General features: G+C 60.6%; 21 protein-coding genes. 7 read left to right on the top strand and 14 right to left on the bottom strand.

Translation table 11 applies throughout. The features are described from left to right. Positions 1-53: 53 nt before the first annotated feature. Genes UIA24_RS20835 through UIA24_RS20810 form a run of 6 tightly spaced genes read left to right on the top strand, consistent with a single transcriptional unit; the run spans position 54 to position 6,108 of the window. Positions 54-2,966, top strand: coding sequence for a monovalent cation/H+ antiporter subunit A (locus UIA24_RS20835; protein ID WP_330523795.1), 2,913 nt, complete (start codon positions 54-56; stop codon positions 2,964-2,966). Then, positions 2,966-3,310, top strand: coding sequence for a Na+/H+ antiporter subunit C (locus UIA24_RS20830; RefSeq protein ID WP_330523794.1), 345 nt, complete (start codon positions 2,966-2,968; stop codon positions 3,308-3,310). The genes UIA24_RS20835 and UIA24_RS20830 overlap by 1 nt, the downstream gene beginning before the upstream one ends. Beyond that, positions 3,307-4,986: a monovalent cation/H+ antiporter subunit D gene (locus UIA24_RS20825; RefSeq protein ID WP_330523793.1), complete on the top strand. Its 1,680-nt coding sequence runs from the start codon at positions 3,307-3,309 to the stop codon at positions 4,984-4,986. Before UIA24_RS20830 ends, UIA24_RS20825 begins: the two co-directional genes overlap by 4 nt. Beyond that, positions 4,983-5,471, top strand: coding sequence for a Na+/H+ antiporter subunit E (locus UIA24_RS20820; RefSeq protein ID WP_065759921.1), 489 nt, complete (start codon positions 4,983-4,985; stop codon positions 5,469-5,471). Before UIA24_RS20825 ends, UIA24_RS20820 begins: the two co-directional genes overlap by 4 nt. Next, the gene (locus UIA24_RS20815) at positions 5,468-5,746 is read left to right on the top strand and encodes a K+/H+ antiporter subunit F (RefSeq protein ID WP_065759920.1); all 279 of its coding nucleotides are present in this window, start codon (positions 5,468-5,470) and stop codon (positions 5,744-5,746) included. Before UIA24_RS20820 ends, UIA24_RS20815 begins: the two co-directional genes overlap by 4 nt. Further along, positions 5,743-6,108, top strand: coding sequence for a Na+/H+ antiporter subunit G (locus UIA24_RS20810; protein WP_330523792.1), 366 nt, complete (start codon positions 5,743-5,745; stop codon positions 6,106-6,108). The genes UIA24_RS20815 and UIA24_RS20810 overlap by 4 nt, the downstream gene beginning before the upstream one ends. A 4-nt stretch (positions 6,109-6,112) precedes the next feature. On the opposite strand, the gene UIA24_RS20805 is transcribed toward UIA24_RS20810, so the two are convergent. After that, positions 6,113-6,322 carry a hypothetical protein gene (locus UIA24_RS20805; RefSeq protein ID WP_065759918.1) on the bottom strand — a complete coding sequence of 70 codons (210 nt, stop codon included), beginning with the start codon at positions 6,320-6,322 and terminating at the stop codon, positions 6,113-6,115. Then, the gene (locus tag UIA24_RS20800) at positions 6,319-6,786 is read right to left on the bottom strand and encodes a hypothetical protein (protein WP_065759917.1); all 468 of its coding nucleotides are present in this window, start codon (positions 6,784-6,786) and stop codon (positions 6,319-6,321) included. Before UIA24_RS20800 ends, UIA24_RS20805 begins: the two co-directional genes overlap by 4 nt. A gap of 318 nt (positions 6,787-7,104) precedes the next feature. On the opposite strand from UIA24_RS20800, the gene UIA24_RS20795 reads away from it, so the two are divergent. Beyond that, positions 7,105-7,308: a hypothetical protein gene (locus tag UIA24_RS20795; RefSeq protein ID WP_099775316.1), complete on the top strand. Its 204-nt coding sequence runs from the start codon at positions 7,105-7,107 to the stop codon at positions 7,306-7,308. Between the two features lie 10 nt (positions 7,309-7,318). Here UIA24_RS20795 and UIA24_RS20790 read toward each other — a convergent pair whose 3' ends face one another. The 12 genes from UIA24_RS20790 to UIA24_RS20735 all read right to left on the bottom strand — a co-directional run bounded on the left by UIA24_RS20790 (position 7,319) and on the right by UIA24_RS20735 (position 20,732). Beyond that, complete coding sequence (locus tag UIA24_RS20790) at positions 7,319-7,534, bottom strand: hypothetical protein (protein ID WP_330523791.1); 216 nt, start codon at positions 7,532-7,534, stop codon at positions 7,319-7,321. Positions 7,535-7,648: 114 nt separating this feature from the next. Then, positions 7,649-8,878: a methyl-accepting chemotaxis protein gene (locus tag UIA24_RS20785; protein ID WP_442963056.1), complete on the bottom strand. Its 1,230-nt coding sequence runs from the start codon at positions 8,876-8,878 to the stop codon at positions 7,649-7,651. A 548-nt stretch (positions 8,879-9,426) separates the two neighbouring features. Continuing rightward, entirely contained in the window at positions 9,427-9,831 is a 405-nt protein-coding gene (locus tag UIA24_RS20780) for a TraR/DksA family transcriptional regulator (RefSeq protein ID WP_065759913.1), read from the bottom strand. 335 nt (positions 9,832-10,166) lie between these two features. Further along, positions 10,167-11,834 carry a PAS domain-containing hybrid sensor histidine kinase/response regulator gene (locus tag UIA24_RS20775; RefSeq protein WP_065759912.1) on the bottom strand — a complete coding sequence of 556 codons (1,668 nt, stop codon included), beginning with the start codon at positions 11,832-11,834 and terminating at the stop codon, positions 10,167-10,169. Next, positions 11,818-12,981, bottom strand: coding sequence for an alcohol dehydrogenase-like regulatory protein ErcA (gene ercA, locus UIA24_RS20770; protein WP_065759911.1), 1,164 nt, complete (start codon positions 12,979-12,981; stop codon positions 11,818-11,820). Before ercA ends, UIA24_RS20775 begins: the two co-directional genes overlap by 17 nt. Positions 12,982-13,110: 129 nt before the next feature. Then, positions 13,111-13,182, bottom strand: coding sequence for a pyrroloquinoline quinone precursor peptide PqqA (pqqA, locus tag UIA24_RS20765; RefSeq protein WP_009394664.1), 72 nt, complete (start codon positions 13,180-13,182; stop codon positions 13,111-13,113). 259 nt (positions 13,183-13,441) lie between these two features. Then, positions 13,442-14,962 carry an acetaldehyde dehydrogenase ExaC gene (exaC, locus tag UIA24_RS20760; protein ID WP_065759935.1) on the bottom strand — a complete coding sequence of 507 codons (1,521 nt, stop codon included), beginning with the start codon at positions 14,960-14,962 and terminating at the stop codon, positions 13,442-13,444. 204 nt (positions 14,963-15,166) lie between these two features. Next, complete coding sequence (locus UIA24_RS20755; RefSeq protein WP_065759910.1) at positions 15,167-15,940, bottom strand: enoyl-CoA hydratase; 774 nt, start codon at positions 15,938-15,940, stop codon at positions 15,167-15,169. A 14-nt stretch (positions 15,941-15,954) separates the two neighbouring features. Continuing rightward, positions 15,955-17,082 (bottom strand): acyl-CoA dehydrogenase, encoded by a 1,128-nt coding sequence (locus UIA24_RS20750; protein ID WP_330523789.1) that lies wholly within the window; start codon positions 17,080-17,082, stop codon positions 15,955-15,957. A gap of 8 nt (positions 17,083-17,090) precedes the next feature. Continuing rightward, positions 17,091-18,284, bottom strand: a complete 1,194-nt coding sequence (locus UIA24_RS20745; protein WP_330523788.1) for an acetyl-CoA C-acyltransferase — start codon at positions 18,282-18,284, stop codon at positions 17,091-17,093. 16 nt (positions 18,285-18,300) lie between these two features. Continuing rightward, a complete protein-coding gene (locus tag UIA24_RS20740) occupies positions 18,301-19,068 on the bottom strand; it encodes an SDR family NAD(P)-dependent oxidoreductase (RefSeq protein WP_065759907.1) in 768 nt (255 codons plus the stop codon). 11 nt (positions 19,069-19,079) lie between these two features. Then, entirely contained in the window at positions 19,080-20,732 is a 1,653-nt protein-coding gene (locus UIA24_RS20735; RefSeq protein ID WP_330523787.1) for an acyl-CoA synthetase, read from the bottom strand. Between the last annotated feature and the right edge of the window lies 1 nt (position 20,733).

Here is a 20,733-nt window from a genome sequence, read left to right as displayed (position 1 = left end):
ATCGACGGTCCGGCACGTATGATCCCTTACAAACTCCTGCAGATTAGAAACCCATGTCCTTGATAGTTCTGCTGCTTCTGCCATTCATCGGCAGCTGTCTGGCGGCTGTCCTGCCGCATAACGCGCGTAACAGTGAGTCACTACTGGCAGGTCTTGTTGCACTTGTCGGCACCGTACAGGTGGCGCTGCTATACCCTCAGATTGCCGATGGCGGCATCATTCGCGAAGAAGTGCGCTGGCTGCCCAGCCTTGGGCTGAACCTGGTCTTGCGCCTGGATGGCTTCGCCTGGTTGTTCTCCCTGCTGGTGCTTGGCATCGGCACGCTGGTCTCGCTCTACGCCCGTTACTACATGTCCCCTCAGGACCCGGTACCGCGCTTTTTCGCGTTTTTCCTGGCGTTCATGGGGGCCATGCTCGGCCTGGTGATTTCCGGCAACCTAATCCAGATCGTATTCTTCTGGGAACTGACCAGTCTGTTCTCTTTCCTGCTGATCGGTTACTGGCATCATCGCAGCGATGCACGACGCGGGGCCTATATGGCCTTGATGGTTACCGGGGCTGGCGGCCTGTGCCTGCTGGCAGGGGTGCTACTGCTCGGCCATGTGGTCGGCAGCTACGACCTGGACACGGTGCTGGCTGCCGGTGACCAGATACGTAGCCATGCCCTCTACCCGGTACTGCTGCCCCTCATCCTGCTGGGCGCCCTGAGCAAAAGCGCACAATTCCCCTTCCACTTCTGGCTTCCCCATGCCATGGCCGCGCCGACGCCCGTATCGGCCTACCTGCACTCCGCAACAATGGTCAAAGCCGGGGTGTTCCTGCTCGCAAGGCTTTGGCCGGCGCTGGCCGGCAGCGAGCAATGGTTCTGGATCGTCAGCGGCGCGGGCGCCTGCACCTTGCTGCTGGGCGCTTACACAGCGATGTTCCAGAATGACCTCAAGGGCCTGCTGGCCTATTCGACCATCAGCCACTTGGGCTTGATCACCCTGCTGCTCGGGCTTAACAGCCCATTGGCGGCCGTCGCGGCAGTGTTCCACATTCTCAATCACGCAACCTTCAAGGCCTCACTGTTCATGGCGGCCGGGATCATCGATCACGAGAGCGGCACCCGTGACATTCGCAAACTCAGCGGTTTGTTTCGCCTGATCCCCTTTACCGCGACGCTGGCCATGGTTGCCAGTGCTTCGATGGCTGGCGTGCCATTGCTCAACGGCTTTCTGTCCAAGGAAATGTTCTTCGCCGAAACCGTGTTCATTTCCTCCACTGCCTGGGTCGAAACGACCCTGCCGGTTATCGCGACACTGGCCGGTACCTTCAGCGTGGCCTACGCCCTGCGCTTCACGGTGGATGTATTTTTCGGGCCGCAGGCCACCGACCTGCCCCACACGCCGCATGAGCCACCGCGCTGGATGCGTGCACCGGTCGAGCTCCTGGTACTGACCTGCCTGGTGGTGGGTATTTTTCCAGCCCAGTCCGTAGGCCCCCTGCTCGCTGCGGCCGCCTTGCCTGTAGTCGGCGGCACCCTGCCCGAATACAGCCTGGCGATCTGGCACGGCTGGAATGCACCACTGATCATGAGCCTGATTGCCATGGCGGGCGGCATCGTGCTGTACCTGTTGCTGCGCAACCAGTTCAAGCTCGGCCGCATTGCCCATCCACCCTTCATCGAGCGTTTCAACGGCAAGCGACTGTTTGAGCGCTGCCAGGTACTGCTGATGCGCATGGCCCGCCGCGCCGAGCGCCTGCTCACGACCCGACGCTTGCAAAAGCAACTGTTCATGCTGGTACTGGCCGCGTTCCTCGCAGGCCTGCTGCCTATGCTGCACAGCGGCCTGAGTTGGGGTGATCGGCCGAAGATTCCGGGCTCAGGTGTATTCGTGGCCCTCTGGCTGATCGCAATTACCTGCGCCCTCGGTGCAGCCTGGCAAGCCAAGTATCACCGACTGGCAGCCCTGACCATGGTCAGCGTATGTGGCCTGATGACCTGTATCACCTTCGTCTGGTTCTCGGCCCCCGACCTGGCGCTGACCCAACTGGTCGTGGAAGTGGTCACCACGATCCTGATCCTGCTGGGCCTGCGCTGGCTGCCACGCCGGATCGAGGGCGTCTCGCCACTGGGCAGCCAGGAGCGTGCCCGCCTGCGACGCCTGCGCGACCTGGTGCTGGCAGTGCTGGTCGGTACCGGCATGGCCTTGCTGTCCTACGCCATGCTGACCCGGCCTACCCCCAACGACATCTCCTCGTTCTACCTGAGCCGAGCACTGCCCGAGGGCGGTGGCAGCAACGTCGTCAACGTGATGCTGGTGGACTTCCGCGGCTTCGATACCTTGGGCGAAATCACCGTGCTGGTTGCCGTGGCACTCGCGGTGTTTGCCCTGCTGCGACGTTTCCGACCGCCACGCGAAAGTATCGAGTTACCCGCACAACAGCGTCTGCTGGCGCCGGACGTGGTCACCGACCTGGTCAACCCACGGCACGCCGCCGATACGGCACTGGGCTTCATGATGGTGCCCGCCGCCCTGGTTCGCCTGCTGCTGCCGATTGCCCTGGTGGTGTCGATGTACCTGTTCATGCGCGGGCACAACCAGCCGGGCGGCGGCTTCGTTGCCGGCCTGGTGATGTCGGTGGCCTTCATCCTCCAGTACATGGTCGCCGGCACCCAGTGGGTCGAAGCGCAAATGAGCCTGCGCCCGCTGCGCTGGATGGGCACCGGCCTGCTCTGCGCCACCCTCACCGGGGTGGGTGCAATGCTACTGGGCTACCCCTTCCTGACCACCCACACCGCCCACCTTCACCTGCCGGTTATCGGTGACTTGCATGTGGCCAGCGCACTGTTCTTCGATATCGGCGTGTTCACGGTCGTAGTCGGTTCAACCCTGCTGATCCTTACCGCGCTGGCGCACCAGTCGGTACGTAGCCATCGCCCCGGTGGCCACGTGAAAAACCCTCAACCAGGAGCCGCCTGATGGAAGAAGTCATTGCAATTGCCATCGGCGTACTCGCCGCCTCAGGCGTATGGCTGATACTGCGGCCAAGGACCTTCCAGGTAGTGATGGGCCTGTGCCTGTTGTCCTATGGCGTCAACCTGTTCATCTTCAGTATGGGCAGCCTGTTCATTGGCAAGGAACCGATCATCAAGGACGGCATACCGCAGGACCTGTTCAACTACACCGACCCGCTGCCCCAAGCCCTGGTACTGACGGCAATCGTCATCAGCTTCGCCATGACCGCCTTGTTTCTGGTCGTACTGCTGGCGTCACGTGGCTTGACCGGCACTGACCACGTCGATGGCCGGGAGCCGAGTGAATGAATGCGATGAACCAACTGATCGTCGCCCCCATCCTGCTGCCTCTGATGACTGCAGCACTGATGCTGCTGCTCGGCGAAAAGCGACGGCCACTCAAGGCCCGTATCAACCTGGTTTCAACCCTGCTTGGCCTGGGCATTTCCGTGGTGCTACTGGTGTGGGTACACACACAGGGGCATGCCAGTTCGATGGGTGTTTACCTGCCCGGGAACTGGCCCGCACCATTCGGCATTGTGCTGGTAGTCGACCGCCTCGCGGCAATGATGCTGGTGCTTACCGGCATTGTCGGGGTTAGCGCGCTGCTCTACGCCATGGCCCGCTGGGACAGCGCCGGAGCCAGTTTCCATGCCCTTTTCCAGATCCAGCTGATGGGGCTGTACGGGGCCTTCCTGACGGCAGACCTGTTCAACCTGTTCGTCTTTTTCGAGGTGCTACTGGCGGCATCCTATGGCTTGATCCTGCACGGTTCGGGACGGGCACGGGTCAAGGCCGGCCTGCATTACATTGCCGTCAACCTCGTCGCGTCATCGCTGTTCCTGATTGGCGCAGCGATGCTCTATGGTGTTACCGGCACCCTGAACATGGCCGACCTGGCGATCAAGATCCCACTGGTGCCTGAGGCCGACCGAGGCTTGCTGCATGCTGGCGCCGCGATTCTGGCCATCGCCTTTCTGGCAAAGGCCGGCATCTGGCCATTGAATTTCTGGCTGGTACCGGCGTACTCGGCAGCCAGCGCCCCGGTGGCCGCACTTTTCGCAATCATGACCAAGGTCGGCGTCTACACCGTGTTGCGTCTCTGGACCTTGCTGTTTTCCGGGCAAGCCGGTGAGTCTTCATTCTTCGGTGGTGAATGGCTGGTTTACGGCGGCCTTGCAACCCTGGGTTGTGCCGCACTGTCGATACTCGCCGCCCAGCGTCTTGAACGTATGGCCAGCCTGAGCATCCTGGTTTCGGCAGGCACGCTGCTGGCCGCGATAGGCTTCGGGCAACCCGCCCTGACCGCAGCGGCGCTGTTCTATCTGGTCAGCTCGACGCTGGCGCTGTGCGCACTGTTCCTGCTTGCGGAACTGATCGAACGCTCTCGTTCGGTCAACGAGATTCCGCTGGATGACGACGGCGACACCCTGCCCGCGCCACCCGAGCCACCCCAACTGCCCAAAGGCATCAACCTGGACGATGATCAGAAGGCCGTTGTCGGCCAAGTCATCCCCTGGGCCATGGCGTTTCTCGGCCTGAGCTTCATCGCCTGCGCCCTGCTGGTGATCGGCATGCCACCGCTATCGGGTTTCATCGGCAAACTGAACCTGATCAGCGCCCTGCTCAACCCGCAAGGCCTCGGCATCACGACCGAACAGCCGTTGCCGATGACCGGCTGGACACTGCTGGCACTGCTGGTGCTCTCGGGCCTGGCCTCACTGATTGCCCTGGCGCGCGTCGGCATCAAGCGCTTCTGGACACCACAGGAACGCCCTTCGCCAGTACTAAGGCGCCTGGAATGCCTGCCGATTGTTGCCCTGCTCGGCTTGTGCGTACTCCTCAGCATCCAGGCCGAGCCACTGTTACGCTACACGCAGGACACTGCGAACGGCCTGCAGAACCCGCAGCAGTACATTTCTGCGGTGTTCGCTACACGGCCAGTGGCAGGCCCGCTGGCTGTACCTGAGGAGGTGCAGCCATGAAGCGCCTGCTCCCTGCCCCTCTGATATCGCTGGCGCTGTGGTTGCTGTGGCTGGTATTGAACCTTTCGATAAGCCCCGGCAACCTGTTGCTGGGCGCGCTGCTTGGCGTGCTCGCACCGCTACTGATGGCCCCCCTGCGACCACAGTCAGTGAGCATTCGCAAACCTGCGACCATCGTACGCCTGATCCTGCGGGTTGGTCTGGATGTGCTGAGCTCCAACCTGCAAGTGGCTCGCAGTGTCCTGACTGCCGGCCAGCGCCCACCACGGTCGGCCTTCGTGCGCATTCCACTGGACTTGCGCGATGCTCACGGGCTAGCAGCCTTGTCGATGATCACAACGGTTGTCCCTGGCACCATCTGGTCGGAGCTGGCGCTGGACCGCAGTGTCTTGTTGCTGCATGTCTTTGATCTGGACGACGAAACGCAATTCATCGAGCACTTCAAGCACACCTACGAACGCCCGCTGATGGAGATCTTCGAATGACAGGCCTGCTCGCCAACGCCATTCTCGCCAGCCTGTTCATTTTCGCCATGGCCATGGCCTTGACCTTGGTCAGGCTGTTCCGAGGCCCATCGGCGCAAGACCGGGTACTGGCGCTGGACTACCTGTACATCCTGGCCATGCTGATGATGCTGGTGCTGGGCATTCGCTACGCCAGTGATACCTACTTTGAAGGCGCGCTACTGATCGCGCTGTTCGGCTTTGTCGGCTCGTTCGCCCTGGCCAAATTCCTGCTACGCGGTGAGGTGATCGAATGAGCGAGTTCAATGCATTGCCATTCTGGCTTGAGCTGGCTACCGCGGCACTGCTGCTAACCGGCAGTGTGTTTGCATTCATAGGCGCATTCGGCCTGCTGCGCATGAAGACGTTCTTTCAGCGCATGCACCCACCAGCCCTTGCCTCGACGCTGGGGACCTGGTGTGTGGCCCTGGCCTCGATCCTGTACTTCTCCGGTCTCAAGCACATGCCGGTTCTACATGCCTGGCTGATCCCGATCCTGCTTTCGATTACCGTACCGGTCACCACACTGCTGCTGGCGCGAGCGGCACTTTTCCGCAAACGCATGGCGAATGAGCCTGTGCCGGAAGAGATCAGTAGCGGGCGCGACAGGGGTAACTGATAGATCACGTGCTAAGGCGTTGCAGCTCACGTCTAACCATCGAAGCAAACTCCGGCGGGCTTAGTTGGTAGAGTTGCGCGGCAACCCAATCAAGCCAGGCGGCCTTAAGTTGTGCACGCTGCGCAAGCCATTGTTCAGCCAATTCGCGCGCCTGCGCCTGGTGCTGCGCATGAAACTCGGCCCGACCACGCCGTTCAGTGCCGACATCCGTCATTCGCTGGCCTTGAAGGTCATCTCGCCCTTGCGCCACTTGGCCGCTTTGGCGGTGGCCGCCTTGAGAATCTTGCTCAAGCCTTCCTGCAGTTGTGCATGGGCCGCAAATATCAGCACCACACTCTGCCCTTCACGTAACACGATTCCGTTGCCGTCCGGGGTCGATACGAAGGCATAGTCGCCCAGACCATAAACCGTATGTTTGATGTCACGGAATCGAACTTCCAACTTACCGCCCTCACGACTGGGCAGTACCGCCGCGCGAAAGTGGTCGCCGACCTTTAACTCCAGACGCTGCTTGTCATCAACGACCAACGCCTCTTCAGTGTCGATTTCGGCCATGTAAAGGCCTTCGGCACTTTGTTCAGTGACATAGACAAAACGCGATTGAAACTGTTTGACCAGCTTGGCCCGAAGATCGCCCAGCACAAACAGGGCCTGCATATCCAGATTGCTGACTGCCAATGAAAAATTCCTCAACGACTGATCACGCCCCTGCCAACGCTGGCAGCAATGCCGCGCAATGGCCAAGGCACGTTGTTTTGAATGGCTAAGATAGTAGTGGTTTAGCGAATGATTATCCCGTGCAGATAAACACCCAAGCCTGAAGGAAAGTTAACTATTTCCTGCCGGCATAAGCCTTTTGGCGAATTCTCAGCAGATTTCCTCAATCAAGGAAGCTTTTTCTGACAGCAATATCGCATCAGACATGCGATAGCTGAAAGAACAGCCCCATCAGCGGGGGTGTCCTGACAATCACTCATGCACTACAGGAAGCTGAATATGCACGAAAACACTGAATTCCGTCGAGAGGCCAACGCGTATTGTGGCGTAGAAAGTCGAAACCCTGCCAAGCCTCCCCGCTTCGTCGTGGTACCTGCAGGTATCGGATTCTTTCACATAACCGAGTACACCACCGGGCGGGTCAAAGGCTTTCGCCGTCAGCACACGGAAGCCTGCGCACTGGCGCGTGACCTTGAGCGCTGAAGGCGTGCGCTCAGCTGGCGTGGCGAGCCGCACCCACCCTGGCAGCCTTGTTCAACTGAGCCAGCCACGCGGCGCGGCATTCCTGAGCCTCGCTGCGGCTGGCAAAAGCGGTGCCTCGACGCTCGCCATTGACCAGCACCACCCAACATACTCGCTTGCCAAGTGCCTGCATCGATGCAGGCACACCAGAACCGATCATCACGGCTACATCGACCTTGCTATGCATGATTCCCTCCGGAACGTCATTAGCAAACTAACGATAGGGCCATGATAAAACCCGTTCCTCTCGGGAAAAAGCTATCGCCTGCATAGCAGTTTTACATCAGCCGCAACAAAACACTCAGCCCACAGCCGCTACCTGCGGCTTGTAACCCAGGCGAAAGCCACCCCAATGACGCCCATGAACCTCAATGGGCACAGACAGATCATGCATCAGCTCACCGGTATCGCGGGTGTAGGTCTGCAGCAAAACAGCCTGTTGGTGGCTGCCACATCGAATACCCGTCGGGTCATCGAACTTGCGCTTGCTGCGATTGTGCGCAGTATCAACCGCTTCATCGCCGGTCAATGGTTGATTGAATGCTGCGTTGTGCGTTGGCACATAACCCTGTTGCGTGCAGGCAATGGCAAACACCAAGCCTTCGTGCTCTTTCAACAAAGGCTCCTGGATGGCCGGCAGAACCTGGTCAGTGTACTGGTCAAAGCGCGTGCGATAACGCACGGGCCGAGTACCGGGGATCGCCTGATAGTGCCGATCAAACAGGTCATCCAGGCTGATACGGCCTTGTGCGACATCGGCCTCAAACTGCCTGGCCATTTTCTGCGCCCCCTCGCGCGCCAGATCGTAGATGCGCTGGTGATACTCGTCCAGGCCGACCTCCGCCAAGCGTTCACTGATGCTCTCGGCCTGCCCTTCCATTTGCACCGCAGCCTTGGCCAGTTGCCGGGTCTGTTGGTCGCTGACCTGCAGATCACTACGCATTTGCTCGACAGCGCGGAACAGGCTGTCGAGTTGGGCCATGTTGGTTTCTGTCCCTTGGGCAATCTCGCTGATCTGCTGCTCTACGCCCGCGGCCAGCCCGGCAATGCTGTCGAGTTGCTCACCGGTGTGCTCCACCTGATCGACCCCCGTGTGCAGGTCATCAGACAACTCACGAATCTGCTCCACGACCTGGGCCGTGCGTTGCTGGATATCGGCAACCATCAGCCCGACCTCTTCAGTCGCCGTTGCCGTTCGCCCGGCCAAGCCGCGCACCTCATCGGCAACGACCGCAAACCCGCGCCCATGCTCACCGGCGCGGGCAGCCTCGATAGCCGCATTCAGGGCCAGCAAGTTGGTCTGACTGGCAATGGTGTGAATCACCAGGGTGACCCGCGCAATGTCTTCACTGCGTTGATGCAAGGCCTCGATCAACTCGCGACTCTCGCTGGCACGGGCACTCAACTGATGCATCCGCTGGATCGACTCCGCAAGCACCGAACGCCCGGCAGCACTGCTCTGGTGTGCTTCACGGGCGGCAGCCAAGGCCTGCTGGCTGAGGTGCGAGGTCGCTTGCTCAGTATCGATCATGACGTGTGCGCTACTGACAATCTGAGCGGCTGAAGCAAGTTGCGATTGCAGCTTGCCGGCCAGTTGCTTCACAGAAAATGCCACACCCGCTGCCGACAAGGCGTTATGACTGGTAGTTCGCGAAAGATCACGGGTCAGCTCAGTGAGCGGATCGACTGCACGATGCACTTCATCCGGTTCGCGCCGGCGAAAACGCGGCAGCACAAGGGTCAACAAAGCCAGTGGCGCGCAGACATAGAACGACAGCCCGGCAAATGCCATCGCGGCCAACAGCACCAGCAGTACCAGACTTTGCAGCGCGACCCCCGCCCACCCCTGCCTGGCAATGGGTGAATGGCGCGGTGTTAGCATGGCCTCTGGCAGAGATCCTTCTCGCATCATGGTTCAAGCTCCATAGACACTGTCGTTTTTGTGACGCCATTAAACGCCACTATAAAGCCATTATCTATGCTTCCTTGGACCTAATACGACTGTGCTTGATACAGGACAAGAAACGCAAAGGCCCCGGGGTTTGATCCCTGGGGCCTTGAGCTACACCCGTGCTGACGTCAGATCTGACGCTGGTGCTTGTCGATCTGCTCGTGGCGTTCTTGCGCTTCGATGCAGTACTTGGTGGTCGGGCTGATAAGCAGACGCTTCAGGCCGATTGGCTCACCACTGTCATCGCACCAGCCGAAGCTTTCGTCGGCAATTCGGCCCAGCGCCATCTCCAGCTGTGGCAGCAGGCGCTGATCACGTTCGATGGCGTTGACCAGCCAATGGCGCTCTTCTTCGACCGAGGCAGCGTCGGCAGGATCGGCAGGCGAGTCCAGGCTTTCAATGGCTACACGGCTCTGTTCGATACGCTCCTGGGTTTCGATCTTCATCGACTGCAACAAGTCGGTGAAGAAGGCCAGTTGCTCGGCATTCATGTAGTCATCGGCCGGCATGGCCAGCAACTTTTCCTTTGTCATTGATTTCTCTATAAAAAATACGTGCATTAAGGCGAATCGGGTGCTGCTCGCGACGAGCGCGCTCAGCGGAATTCTTCAAGCACCATCCGGCACTCAATTTACAGGGGGCGGCAGTCTAAGGCCGAGATTCGTACTCAGCAACATAAAAGACAGTGGATGCACCCGAAAAAACCAAGGGTCATACTCACCTGATGGCCCGAGAGCGCAGGCTTTATAGCAAATAAAAGGGCTAGCCGGCGTACTGCAAGAGACAAACGGCAGCACCCGCCCCCGGCTCCCGGGAACCAACCGTTCAGATACTGTAACAATTTCTTGTGCATTCACGTGAATGCACACTACCCCAACAACTGACTCAACACCGCACGCAACTTGCCCGGTTTCACCGGTTTGCTCAACAACGGAGCCCCAAGGCGCTGCATCGCCAGACGGCTCTGATCGCTACGATCAGCAGTGATCATCACCGCGGCAATCGGCCGCCCAAAGTGCGCCCGCAGGTCCATGACCACATCACAGCCTGTTATTCCGTGGTCGAGGTGGTAGTCCGCCAGGATCAGCTCCGGCTCACGCCCCTGAAGCACCTCCAGCGCGCTCTCACGGTCTGTAGCAGTCAGCACCTCACACCCCCACTGGCCAAGCAACGAGGCCATGCTTTGGAGAATGCTCAGCTCGTTGTCCAGCACCAGCAAACGGCGCCCCGGCAATGGATTGCCGATACTGGGTTGCGGCAACACGGCTGCCGCCGGTGGGCGTGGCAAATCGTGGGTCAGCGGTACATCAATGCTGAACACCGAGCCGCGCCCCGGCCAGGAACGCACACGCACCTGGCAGTCGAGTATGCGGGCAATACGCTCGACAATCGCCAACCCCAGGCCAACCCCCTTGCGATCAGCCGCACGACCAACGTCGAGCTGATTGAACTCCAGAAAAATCGACTCCAGGCGATCGGCTGCAATCCCCCTACCGCTATCCCACACCTCAAGTCGCAGGTAATGACCACATCGCCTGGCCCCCAACAACACACGTCCGTGCTCGGTGTATCGGCAGGCATTGCTGAGGAAGTTGCGCAGGATCCGCGTCAACAAGCGCAAATCGGTATGAATCACCCGCTGACCGCTACGCACCCGCAAGCTCAGCCCTGCCGCCTCCGCTACCGGCTGGAACTCCGACGCCAATGGGGCCAACACCTCATCGAGGCTATACAGGTCAAGGTCCGGCTTGATCGCGGCCTGGTCCAGCCGGGAGATATCGAGCAAATCGGTAAGCAGGTCTTCGGCGCCTTCCAGCGCCTGATGAGCGCGTTCGACCAACACCTGCTCGGTGGCCGGTAGAGGTCGCTCACGCAAGGTAGAAATCAGCAGCCGCGCCGCATTCAATGGTTGCAACAGGTCATGGCTGGCCGCAGCCAGATACTTGTCCTTGCTACGGTTGGCGGCCTGGGCCGCATCGCGAGCCTCAATCAATTCATTGGTACGCTCGGTGACGCGCTGCTCCAGTTCATCGTTGAGCTGTTGCATGCGCTCTTGAGCCTGCTTGCGCTCGGTAATATCGGCAACAAAGCCCTCCACCAGGCCCTCTTCATCCGGTCGACGCAGCAGGTTCATCAGCACGTCGATACTGCTGCCATCACGGCGACGCAACTGTGTCTCATAGCCCAGCAAGGCGCCGTCTCGCTGCAACACCTGGGTAATTTGCAACAGCTCCGTCGGCCCACCGACAAACAAATGCCCTCCCAGGTCTCTGCGAGCAAACAACACAGCCTGAGGGTCCGAGTAACCCAGCATACGTGCCAATGCCGGGTTCGCGGCACGCAGGCCATCGTCCAGGCTGGCCTGAAAAATCCCGTGTACCGCGTGCTCGAACAGCCACTTGTAACGATTGCGCTCGGCCTCCAGCTCCTCCAGCCGCACGGCCAACTCCGGGTAGTGGCTCTTGCGAACGGTGTGGTTGCTCAGCCCTAACAGCCCGGCAAGGGCATCGGCCCGAGGTTCAGAGGGCCTCGCCATACACCACCTCGACATCACGCAAGCTCGAGGCACGCGGGTTGGTCAGAATGCATGGATCATCCATGGCATGCTGCGACAGGAACGGGATATCCGACAGGCCAACACCGTGCAGGCCAAGGGTTTCATGGAAGCCCACCGCATGCTTGAGGGCAATCAGGTGCTCAACCAGCCGCTGGCGAATCTGGTTATGGTTCAAACCGCGGCAATCAATACCGAGGGTCTCGGCGATTACCTTGAAACGCTCGGGGGCGGCGCTGTAGTTGAAGGCCACGACGTGCTCAACCAACACCGCATTGCACAAGCCATGCGGCAGGTCGAGAAAACCGCCCAGGCTATGGGACATGGCATGTACCGCCCCCAGGATGGCGTTGGAAAACGCCAACCCGGCCTGCATGCTGCCCAACATGATCTTCTCGCGCAGGGCGATATCGCCGGGGTTGGCGATCATCTGCACCAGGTGGCCGTTGATCAGGCGCATCGCTTCCAGGGCATGGGGATCGGTCAGCGGCCCGTGGCCGGTAGAGACAAAAGCCTCGATGGCATGCACCAACGCATCGATACCGGTGCAGGCGGAAAGGAATGGGTCCATGCTCAGGGTGGTTTCCGGGTCGATCAACGACACATCCGGCACCACTGCCTTGCTGACGATGGAGAATTTCATCCGTTCTTGCTGGTTGGAAATGATCACGAACTGCGAGACATCCGCCGAGGTGCCGGCCGTGGTCGGGATCAGGATCAGCGGCGGGCTCGGCACGCGAATGGTATCGACCCCTTCAAACTCCAGAATATGCCGCCCATGCGCGACCACGATGCCAATGCCCTTGGCGCAATCCATCGGGCTACCGCCACCGACGGCGACAATCACATCACACTGCTCACTGCGGTAACGCTCAGCGCCGGCCATGACCTCCTCGACCCGAGGATTGGGCGACACGTCACTGTACAGGCAGTACTCAATGCCTTGCTCACGCAGGCTGGCTTCGATATCAGCCACCCACCCCGCCACGATCACCCCAGGGTCGCTGACCAGCAACACCTTGCGTGCGCCAAAGGTCTTGGCGTAGTTGGCCACATGGTGCCGACAGCCGGCGCCGAAGATGATTTCCGGGGAGACGAATTTACGCAACTGGCTCAGGTTCGGGCTCATGCAACGCCTTCTTGTTTCTTTTAAGATAGCGCCAGCCTAAAGCATCGGACCGGGATTGCAATCAGACCATCAAGGTCGTCGAAGATAAGCCGCGCCGGTCACTGCAACCAGTGACCGGCGGGAGAAGGATCAACGGTTGGCGAAGTACATCGTCACTTCAAAACCAATACGCAGATCAGTGAACGCAGGCTTTTTCCACATAGCTCGATCCTCTTCTAGCACCACAGGATTGCGGTGATTTCATTAAACACTTGCCCTGCAAACCACGCCTCCTACTTTGGGAGCAAATGGCGCAGCGCTTTGGTGCCATACCCTCAACAAGCCCTTCAGATACGCCGCGCACATGCGAGCGCCCTGCCAAGGGCAGATCCCGTCAAGCGAGCACTGAGTGGAGCACAAAAAAGCAGCCGCTGAACACTGACAGAAATGCCAGGTATCCAGCGGCTGAAAGGGACGTGAATTAGAAGAAGCCCAGAGGATTGATGTCGTAGCTCACCAGCAGGTTCTTGGTCTGCTGGTAATGGTCGAGCATCATTTTGTGGGTTTCACGGCCAACGCCAGACTTCTTGTAACCACCAAATGCGGCGTGGGCCGGGTACAGGTGGTAGCAGTTGGTCCATACGCGACCGGCCTTGATCGCGCGGCCCATGCGGTAGGCACGGTTGATGTCACGGGTCCAGACGCCAGCACCAAGGCCAAACTCGGTGTCGTTGGCAATCGCCAGGGCTTCGGCCTCGTCCTTGAAGGTGGTCACACCAACGACAGGGCCGAAGATTTCTTCCTGGAACACCCGCATGCCATTGTGCCCCTTGAGCAGGGTCGGCTGGATGTAATAGCCCTGGGACAAATCACCGGCCAGACGCTCGCGGTCACCACCGGTGAGCACCTCGGCGCCTTCTTCGCGGGCGACCTGCATGTAGGATAGGATCTTTTCGTACTGCTGTTCTGAAGCCTGGGCGCCGACCATGGTTTCGGTGTCCAGCGGATTGCCGCGTTTGATCTGGCCGATCTTCTTCATCACCGCGGCCATGAAGGGCTCGTAGATCGACTCCTGAACCAACGCCCGTGATGGGCAGGTACAGACTTCACCCTGGTTGAAGAACGCCAGCACCAGGCCTTCGGCAGCCTTTTCGATGAATGCAGGTTCGGCCTGCATGATGTCTTCAAAGAAAATGTTCGGCGATTTCCCGCCCAACTCCACTGTAGACGGAATGATGTTTTCGGCAGCACATTTGAGGATGTGCGAGCCCACAGGAGTGGAACCAGTGAAGGCGATCTTGGCGATGCGCTTGCTGGTGGCCAGGGCCTCACCCGCTTCACGGCCAAACCCCTGAACGATGTTCAACACGCCCGGTGGCAACAGGTCGCCAACCAGCTCGGCCAGCACTGTAATCGACAGCGGCGTCTGCTCAGCAGGCTTGAGCACGATGCAGTTACCGGCGGCCAGCGCCGGCGCGAGCTTCCAGGCCGCCATCAGCAGCGGAAAGTTCCACGGGATGATCTGCCCGACCACACCCAGCGGCTCGTGGAAATGGTAAGCCGTCGTGGTGTCATTGATCTCGGCGGCGCCTCCCTCCTGAGCACGGATACAGCCGGCAAAGTAACGGAAATGGTCAGCGGCCAAGGGTACGTCGGCATTCAGGGTTTCACGGATGGCCTTGCCATTGTCCCAGGTTTCGCTGATGGCCAGCACTTCCAGGTGCTGCTCGATACGGTCGGCAATCTGCAGCAGAATCCGCGAGCGGTCCTGCACCGAGGTTCGCCCCCAGGCATCGGCAGCGGCATGGGCCGCGTCCAGGGCACGGTCGATGTCGGCCGCATTGGAGCGCGGAAACTCCGCAATCAGTTGGCCATTGACCGGCGAGCTGTTGCTGAAGTACTGGCCGCTCAACGGCGCAACGAACTCACCGCCGATGTAGTTGCCATAACGGGGCTTGAAACTGACAAGGGCATCTGGGGTGCCGGGTGCTGCGTAAATCATGCGCAAACCTCTGCTGATCGAGGCCTGCCGAAGGGCAGGCAGTGGTTCGATCTTAGCCAGCAGGTCGATAGCCGCGAATGAGCCGTTGGCAGCGGGCGGCTCATTATTTGGTAGTAGGTCTGGCAGGCGTCGTAGCACCTTGGCAAGGCCTGGCTCCCACCGCCCAATGTGTGCGGGAGCAGGCCTTGCCGGCGAGCAGGTGCCTTAACGGTCCTTGAACTGTGCTTCGCGCTTGGCGATAAAGGCCGCCATGCCTTCTTTCTGGTCTTCAGTGGCGAAGGCAGCATGGAACACGCGACGCTCGAAGCGCACACCTTCGGTGAGGTTGACTTCAAAGGCGCGGTTGACGCTTTCCTTGACCATCATGGTCATCGGGATCGATTTGCTGGCGATCACGGCAGCGACCTTCAGCGCTTCGTCGAGCAACTCCGCCTGAGGTACGACACGGGCAACCAGCCCCGCACGCTCGGCCTCTTCAGCGCCCATCAGGCGACCGGTCAGGCACAGTTCCATAGCCTTGGCCTTGCCTACGGCGCGCGTCAAGCGCTGAGTACCGCCCATGCCCGGCAGCACACCCAGGTTGATTTCCGGCTGGCCGAACTTGGCGTTGTCAGCGGCAAGGATGAAGTCGCACATCATCGCCAATTCACAACCGCCACCCAAGGCGAAACCGGAGACGGCAGCAATGATCGGCTTGCGGCGATTGGCGATACGGTCAGCGTCGCTGAACAGGTCATCGACGTAGATCTGCGGGTAACGCAGGTCGGCCATTTCCTTGATATCGGCACCGGCAGCAAAGGCCTTCTGGGAGCCGGTAAGCACCACGCAGCCGATGTTCGGGTCGCGTTCGAGCTGGTCCAGCGCCTGGTTGATCTCACTCACGATTTGCGCGTTCAGGGCATTGAGCGCCTGCGGCCGATTGAGGGTGATCAGACCGACCTTGTCACGGATGTCCAACAGGATGGTTTCGTACGTCATGCAAACGGCTCCCTTCAAAGATTGCGCGCAATGACCATGCGCTGAATGTCGCTGGTGCCTTCGTAGATCTGGCAAACCCGCACATCGCGGTAGATCCGCTCCAGCGGGAAGTCGCTCAGATAGCCATAACCGCCCAGGGTCTGCAAGGCATCGGAGCAGACCTTCTCGGCCATTTCCGAAGCAAACAGCTTGGCCATCGAGGCTTCCACCAGCGCCGGACGCCCTGCATCACGCAAGGCTGCGGCATGATGCACCATCTGCCGCGCCACGGCGATGCGCGTTGCCATATCGGCCAGACGGAACGCGACAGCCTGATGCTCGATCAACGGTTTGCCGAAGCTTTGCCGCTCGCGGGCATAATCGCGGGCCACTTCAAACGCTGCGCGGGCCATACCCACCGATTGCGCGGCAATGCCGATGCGCCCGCCCTCCAGGTTCGCCAGCGCAATCTTGTAGCCTTCGCCCTCCTCGCCGAGGCGGTTGGCCACCGGCACGCGGACGTCATCGAAAACGATCTGGCAGGTGTCGGAGGCATGCTGACCCAGCTTGTCTTCGACCCTGGCGACCTGGTAGCCCGGTGAATCCGTCGGCACGATGAAAGCGCTGATGCCACGCTTGCCGGCTGCCGGGTCCGTCACGGCAAACACGATCACCACACCGGCATTTTGCCCGGAGGTGATGAACTGCTTGCAGCCATTCAGCACGTAATGATCGCCATCACGGCGGGCGCGGGTTTTCAGGCTGCTGGCATCGGAACCGGCCTGCGGCTCGGTCAGGGCGAACGCACCAAGCATGGCGCCACTGGCCAGCGGGGTAAGGAACTGGGTTTTCTGCTGGTCATTGCCAAACTTGAGGATCGGCACACAGCCCACCGAGTTGTGCACGCTCATGATGGTCGAGCAGGCGCCATCACCGGCGGCGATTTCCTCAAGGGCCATGGCGTAAGCCAGGTAACCGGTATCACAACCGCCCCACTGCTCCGGCACCAGCATGCCGAAGAAGCCCAGCTCAGCCATTTCGACCATGGCTTCTTTCGGGAAGCGGTGCTCACGGTCCCACTGTTCGGCAAAAGGCCGCAGACGCTCTTGGGCAAACTGCCGGGCGGCGTCGCTGATCTGCTGTTGTTCGTCATTCACTAACATGGTGGACCTCAATACAGGCATTCAACGGCCATGGCCGTGGCTTCACCGCCGCCGATGCAGATCGCCGCCACACCACGGCGCAGGCCTTTCTGGCGCAGGGCCGAGAGCAGTGTGACGAGAATCCGCGCACCCGACGCACCGATCGGATGGCCAAGGGCGCAAGCGCCACCGTGGACATTGACCTTGTCATGGGGCAACTCGAGCGCTTGCATGGCGGCCAGGGTAACCACGGCAAAGGCTTCGTTGATTTCAAACAGATCGACTTCACCGAGGTTCCAGCCGGTGCGCTTCATCAGCTTTTCGATGGCGCCAATCGGCGCAACCGGGAACAACGATGGCGTGTCAGCGAACGCTGCATGACCATGGATCACTGCCAGCGGCTTGAGGCCACGTTGCTCAGCCTGGGAACGGCGCATCAGCACCAGCGCGGCAGCACCGTCAGAGATCGAACTGGAGTTGGCCGCCGTTACGGTACCACCGTCACGAAAGGCCGGTTTGAGTTGCGGGATCTTGTCCAGGCGCGCCTTGGGCGGCTGTTCGTCATCACTGATCAGACGCTGTTCCTTGCCCACGGTGACTTCGACCGGAACGATCTCGGCGGCGAAGCTGCCGTCCTTGATCGCCTGCTGGGCGCGGGTCAGCGAGGCAATGGCAAAATCGTCCTGGGCTTTGCGACTGAAGCCATTCTTCTCGGCGCAATCCTCAGCGAAGGTGCCCATCAAGCGGCCCTTGTCGTAGGCATCTTCCAGGCCATCGAAGAACATGTGATCGATGATCTTGCCGTGCCCCATGCGATAACCGCTGCGGGCCTTGTCCAGCAGGTACGGCGCGTTGGACATGCTTTCCATGCCGCCGGCCACCACCACATCGGCGCTGCCGGCCAGCAGCAGGTCATGGGCCATGATCGCGGCCTGCATGCCCGAACCACACATTTTGTTCAGGGTTGTACAGGTAGTGCCCTTGTCCAGGCCAGCACCGAGGGCTGCCTGACGGGCCGGCGCCTGACCAAGACCGGCAGGCAATACACAGCCAAACAGCACCTGCTCGACGCTATCGCTGGCAATACCGGCGCGCTCTACGGCCGCACGGATGGCTGCAGCGCCGAGTTGCGGGGCCGTCAGGCTTTTCAGGTCACCCTGCAGCCCACCCATGGGGGTACGCACGGCGCTGACAATGACAATTGGATCGTTGGCGAGGGTCATGATGGTTACTCTCTGATTACTTGGCAGCCATGCGCAGCGCACCGTCGAGACGGATCACTTCGCCGTTGAGCATGCTGTTCTCGATGATGTGACGGGCCAGCGCCGCGTATTCCTGCGGACGACCCAGGCGTGGCGGATACGGCACACCTGCAGCCAGCGAATCACGCACTTCCTGAGGCATACCCGCCATCATTGGGGTCTCGAAGATGCCTGGGGCGATGGTCATCACGCGGATACCAAACCGCGCCAGTTCACGGGCCGCCGGCAACGTCAGGCTGGCGATGGCGCCCTTGGAGGCAGCATAGGCTGCCTGGCCGATCTGGCCGTCATAGGCTGCGATGGATGCGGTGTTGATGATCACTCCGCGCTCACCCTCGGCACCGGCCTCAGTTTCAGCCATGGCCGCCGCGACCAAACGCAGCAAATTGAAGCTGCCAACCAGGTTAATGTTGATCACCCGACTGAAGCTGTCCAGGCCGTGCGGGCCCTGCTTGCCGAGGATCTTCTCGGCACCGACCACCCCGGCGCAGTTGACCAGCCCATGAAGGCTACCAAAGGCTTCGACTGCGGCATCCACAGCAGCCTTGGCGGCGGCTTCCTGGCTGATATCGGCAACCGCGTAACGCGCCTTGGGGCCAAGGGCCTGCGCCTTGGCCGCTACAGCCTCGGCATTGAGGTCGACCAGCATGACCTGGGCACCGGCCTCGATGAGCATTTCGGCGGTGGCCGCGCCCAGCCCGGAGGCCGCGCCGCTGACGATGAAGTTTTTATTGGCAATGTGCATGTTCGGGTTCCTCAGGCGCTGGCGGTCTGACCCAGCGCGGCTTGTTGTTTGGCGATTTCCTGATTGCGCAGGATGAAGCGCTGCAGCTTGCCGCTCGGGGTTTTCGGCAGCTCGCTGACAAATTCGATTTCACGTGGGTAGGCATGGGCATACAGGCGTTGGCGCACGTGCTGGCGCAGGGTTTCGGCCAGTTCGGGGCTGGCGCTGTGGCCATTCCCCAGCACCACGAACGCCTTGACCAGCTCAGTGCGCTCTGGGTCGGGTTTGCCGATCACCGCGGCCTCGACCACCGAAGGGTGTTCGATCAAGGCGCTCTCGACGTCGAACGGTCCAACCCGGTAACCGGAGGTGGTGATCACGTCGTCACTGCGGCCGACGAAGCTGATGCTGCCGTCGTCGTTCAACTCGACGGTGTCGCCACTCAGGTAGTACTTGCCGACAAAGGCCTTGGTTGGCAGGCCGTGATAACCACCGAACCAGCACAGTGGTGACTGCTCACGGTCCACGGCGAGAATGCCCGGCTGCCCGGCAGGCAGTTCACGCTGCTGCTCATCCAGCACGACAATGCGATGCCCTGGAACGGCAAAACCTGCGGCGCCCATATGCACCTTGTGCGCAAGGCCATGGTGATTGCACAGGACCATGCCCAGCTCGGTCTGGCCATAGTGGTCATGGATAGGCACATTCAACTGCTCGGCGAACCAGCGGATCACTTCTGGGTTGAGCGGCTCCCCAGCGCTACTGACCACCCGCAGGCAACCCTTGATCGGCGCCGAAAAGTCCTCACCGGCAGCAATCAACATACGGTAGGCGGTCGGCGAACCGGCGAGGTTGGTAATGCCGTATTTCTTGATCACCTTGCAGGTGCTTTCAACGCTGAACGGGCCATCGAAGAAGGTCGTCGCGTGGCCCAGCGACAGCGGGCCGGTAACCGCATAGTAGAGCCCGTAAGCCCAACCCGGGTCGGCCAGGTTCCAGAAAGCGTCTTCCGGGCGCAGGTCGATGGCGTCGCGCATGTATCCCTGGAAGGCGACGATCGCGCGCAGCGGCACTTCCAGCGGCTTGGCCGGGCCGGTGGTGCCGGAGGTGAACATCAGCAGAAACGGTGCGTCGGCGCTCAGCAGCACAGGCTCGCATTCACTGGCCGCAGCATTGAGTTCGGTATGGAAGTCGAGGTCGCCGGAATCGGCCTGGGCGAGCACCGAGATAATCCGCGGGCAACCCTCGACGTCATCGAGCTTGCTGCGGTTGTTGCGGTCGGTGATCACCACCTTGGCGCCGGAGCTTTCCAGTCGGTGCTCGATCGCCTTGGGGCCAAATGCGGTGAACAGCGGCTGGTACACCGCACCCAGGCGCCAGGTACCGAGTATCGTCACCAGCAGCTCCACGGTACGTGGCAACAAACCCGCCACACGGTCGCCGGGGCCTACACCCTGAGCCTTGAGCACGTTGGCAAACCGCGCGGCGCGGGCCTGCAGATCGGCAAAACTGTAGTGCGTGCTGTTACCGTCACGGTCTTCGCAGTTCAACGCAATACGCCCGTCCTGGGCATGTCGGTCACAGCACTCAACACAGGCGTTAAGCGCCTCAAGGTTACCTGCAAGGGCCTCGTCGGCGGCCTGCTGATAGTTGAAGCTGCTCGCAGCCACGCTGTATTCACGCATC

It is taken from the genome of Pseudomonas sp. AL 58 (assembly GCF_036348395.1).
Taxonomy (GTDB): domain Bacteria; phylum Pseudomonadota; class Gammaproteobacteria; order Pseudomonadales; family Pseudomonadaceae; genus Aquipseudomonas; species Aquipseudomonas defluvii.
This window is presented reverse-complemented; position numbering and strand designations above follow the sequence as displayed.

Excerpts from the sequence above, each read along its gene's own strand:
- UIA24_RS20815 (WP_065759920.1), top strand. The coding sequence starts at position 5,468 with ATGACAGGCCTGCTCGCCAACGCCATTCTCGCCAGCCTGTTCATTTTC.
- UIA24_RS20785 (WP_442963056.1), bottom strand. The coding sequence starts at position 8,878 with ATGATCGATACTGAGCAAGCGACCTCGCACCTCAGCCAGCAGGCCTTG.
- UIA24_RS20835 (WP_330523795.1), top strand. The coding sequence starts at position 54 with ATGTCCTTGATAGTTCTGCTGCTTCTGCCATTCATCGGCAGCTGTCTG.
- UIA24_RS20795 (WP_099775316.1), top strand. The coding sequence starts at position 7,105 with ATGCACGAAAACACTGAATTCCGTCGAGAGGCCAACGCGTATTGTGGC.
- UIA24_RS20825 (WP_330523793.1), top strand. The coding sequence starts at position 3,307 with ATGAATGCGATGAACCAACTGATCGTCGCCCCCATCCTGCTGCCTCTG.
- exaC (WP_065759935.1), bottom strand. The coding sequence starts at position 14,962 with ATGATTTACGCAGCACCCGGCACCCCAGATGCCCTTGTCAGTTTCAAG.
- UIA24_RS20735 (WP_330523787.1), bottom strand. The coding sequence starts at position 20,732 with ATGCGTGAATACAGCGTGGCTGCGAGCAGCTTCAACTATCAGCAGGCC.
- UIA24_RS20805 (WP_065759918.1), bottom strand. The coding sequence starts at position 6,322 with ATGACGGATGTCGGCACTGAACGGCGTGGTCGGGCCGAGTTTCATGCG.
- UIA24_RS20745 (WP_330523788.1), bottom strand. The coding sequence starts at position 18,284 with ATGACCCTCGCCAACGATCCAATTGTCATTGTCAGCGCCGTGCGTACC.
- UIA24_RS20790 (WP_330523791.1), bottom strand. The coding sequence starts at position 7,534 with ATGCATAGCAAGGTCGATGTAGCCGTGATGATCGGTTCTGGTGTGCCT.
- UIA24_RS20750 (WP_330523789.1), bottom strand. The coding sequence starts at position 17,082 with ATGTTAGTGAATGACGAACAACAGCAGATCAGCGACGCCGCCCGGCAG.
- UIA24_RS20780 (WP_065759913.1), bottom strand. The coding sequence starts at position 9,831 with ATGACAAAGGAAAAGTTGCTGGCCATGCCGGCCGATGACTACATGAAT.
- UIA24_RS20775 (WP_065759912.1), bottom strand. The coding sequence starts at position 11,834 with ATGGCGAGGCCCTCTGAACCTCGGGCCGATGCCCTTGCCGGGCTGTTA.
- UIA24_RS20740 (WP_065759907.1), bottom strand. The coding sequence starts at position 19,068 with ATGCACATTGCCAATAAAAACTTCATCGTCAGCGGCGCGGCCTCCGGG.
- UIA24_RS20755 (WP_065759910.1), bottom strand. The coding sequence starts at position 15,940 with ATGACGTACGAAACCATCCTGTTGGACATCCGTGACAAGGTCGGTCTG.
- UIA24_RS20820 (WP_065759921.1), top strand. The coding sequence starts at position 4,983 with ATGAAGCGCCTGCTCCCTGCCCCTCTGATATCGCTGGCGCTGTGGTTG.
- UIA24_RS20830 (WP_330523794.1), top strand. The coding sequence starts at position 2,966 with ATGGAAGAAGTCATTGCAATTGCCATCGGCGTACTCGCCGCCTCAGGC.
- UIA24_RS20810 (WP_330523792.1), top strand. The coding sequence starts at position 5,743 with ATGAGCGAGTTCAATGCATTGCCATTCTGGCTTGAGCTGGCTACCGCG.
- ercA (WP_065759911.1), bottom strand. The coding sequence starts at position 12,981 with ATGAGCCCGAACCTGAGCCAGTTGCGTAAATTCGTCTCCCCGGAAATC.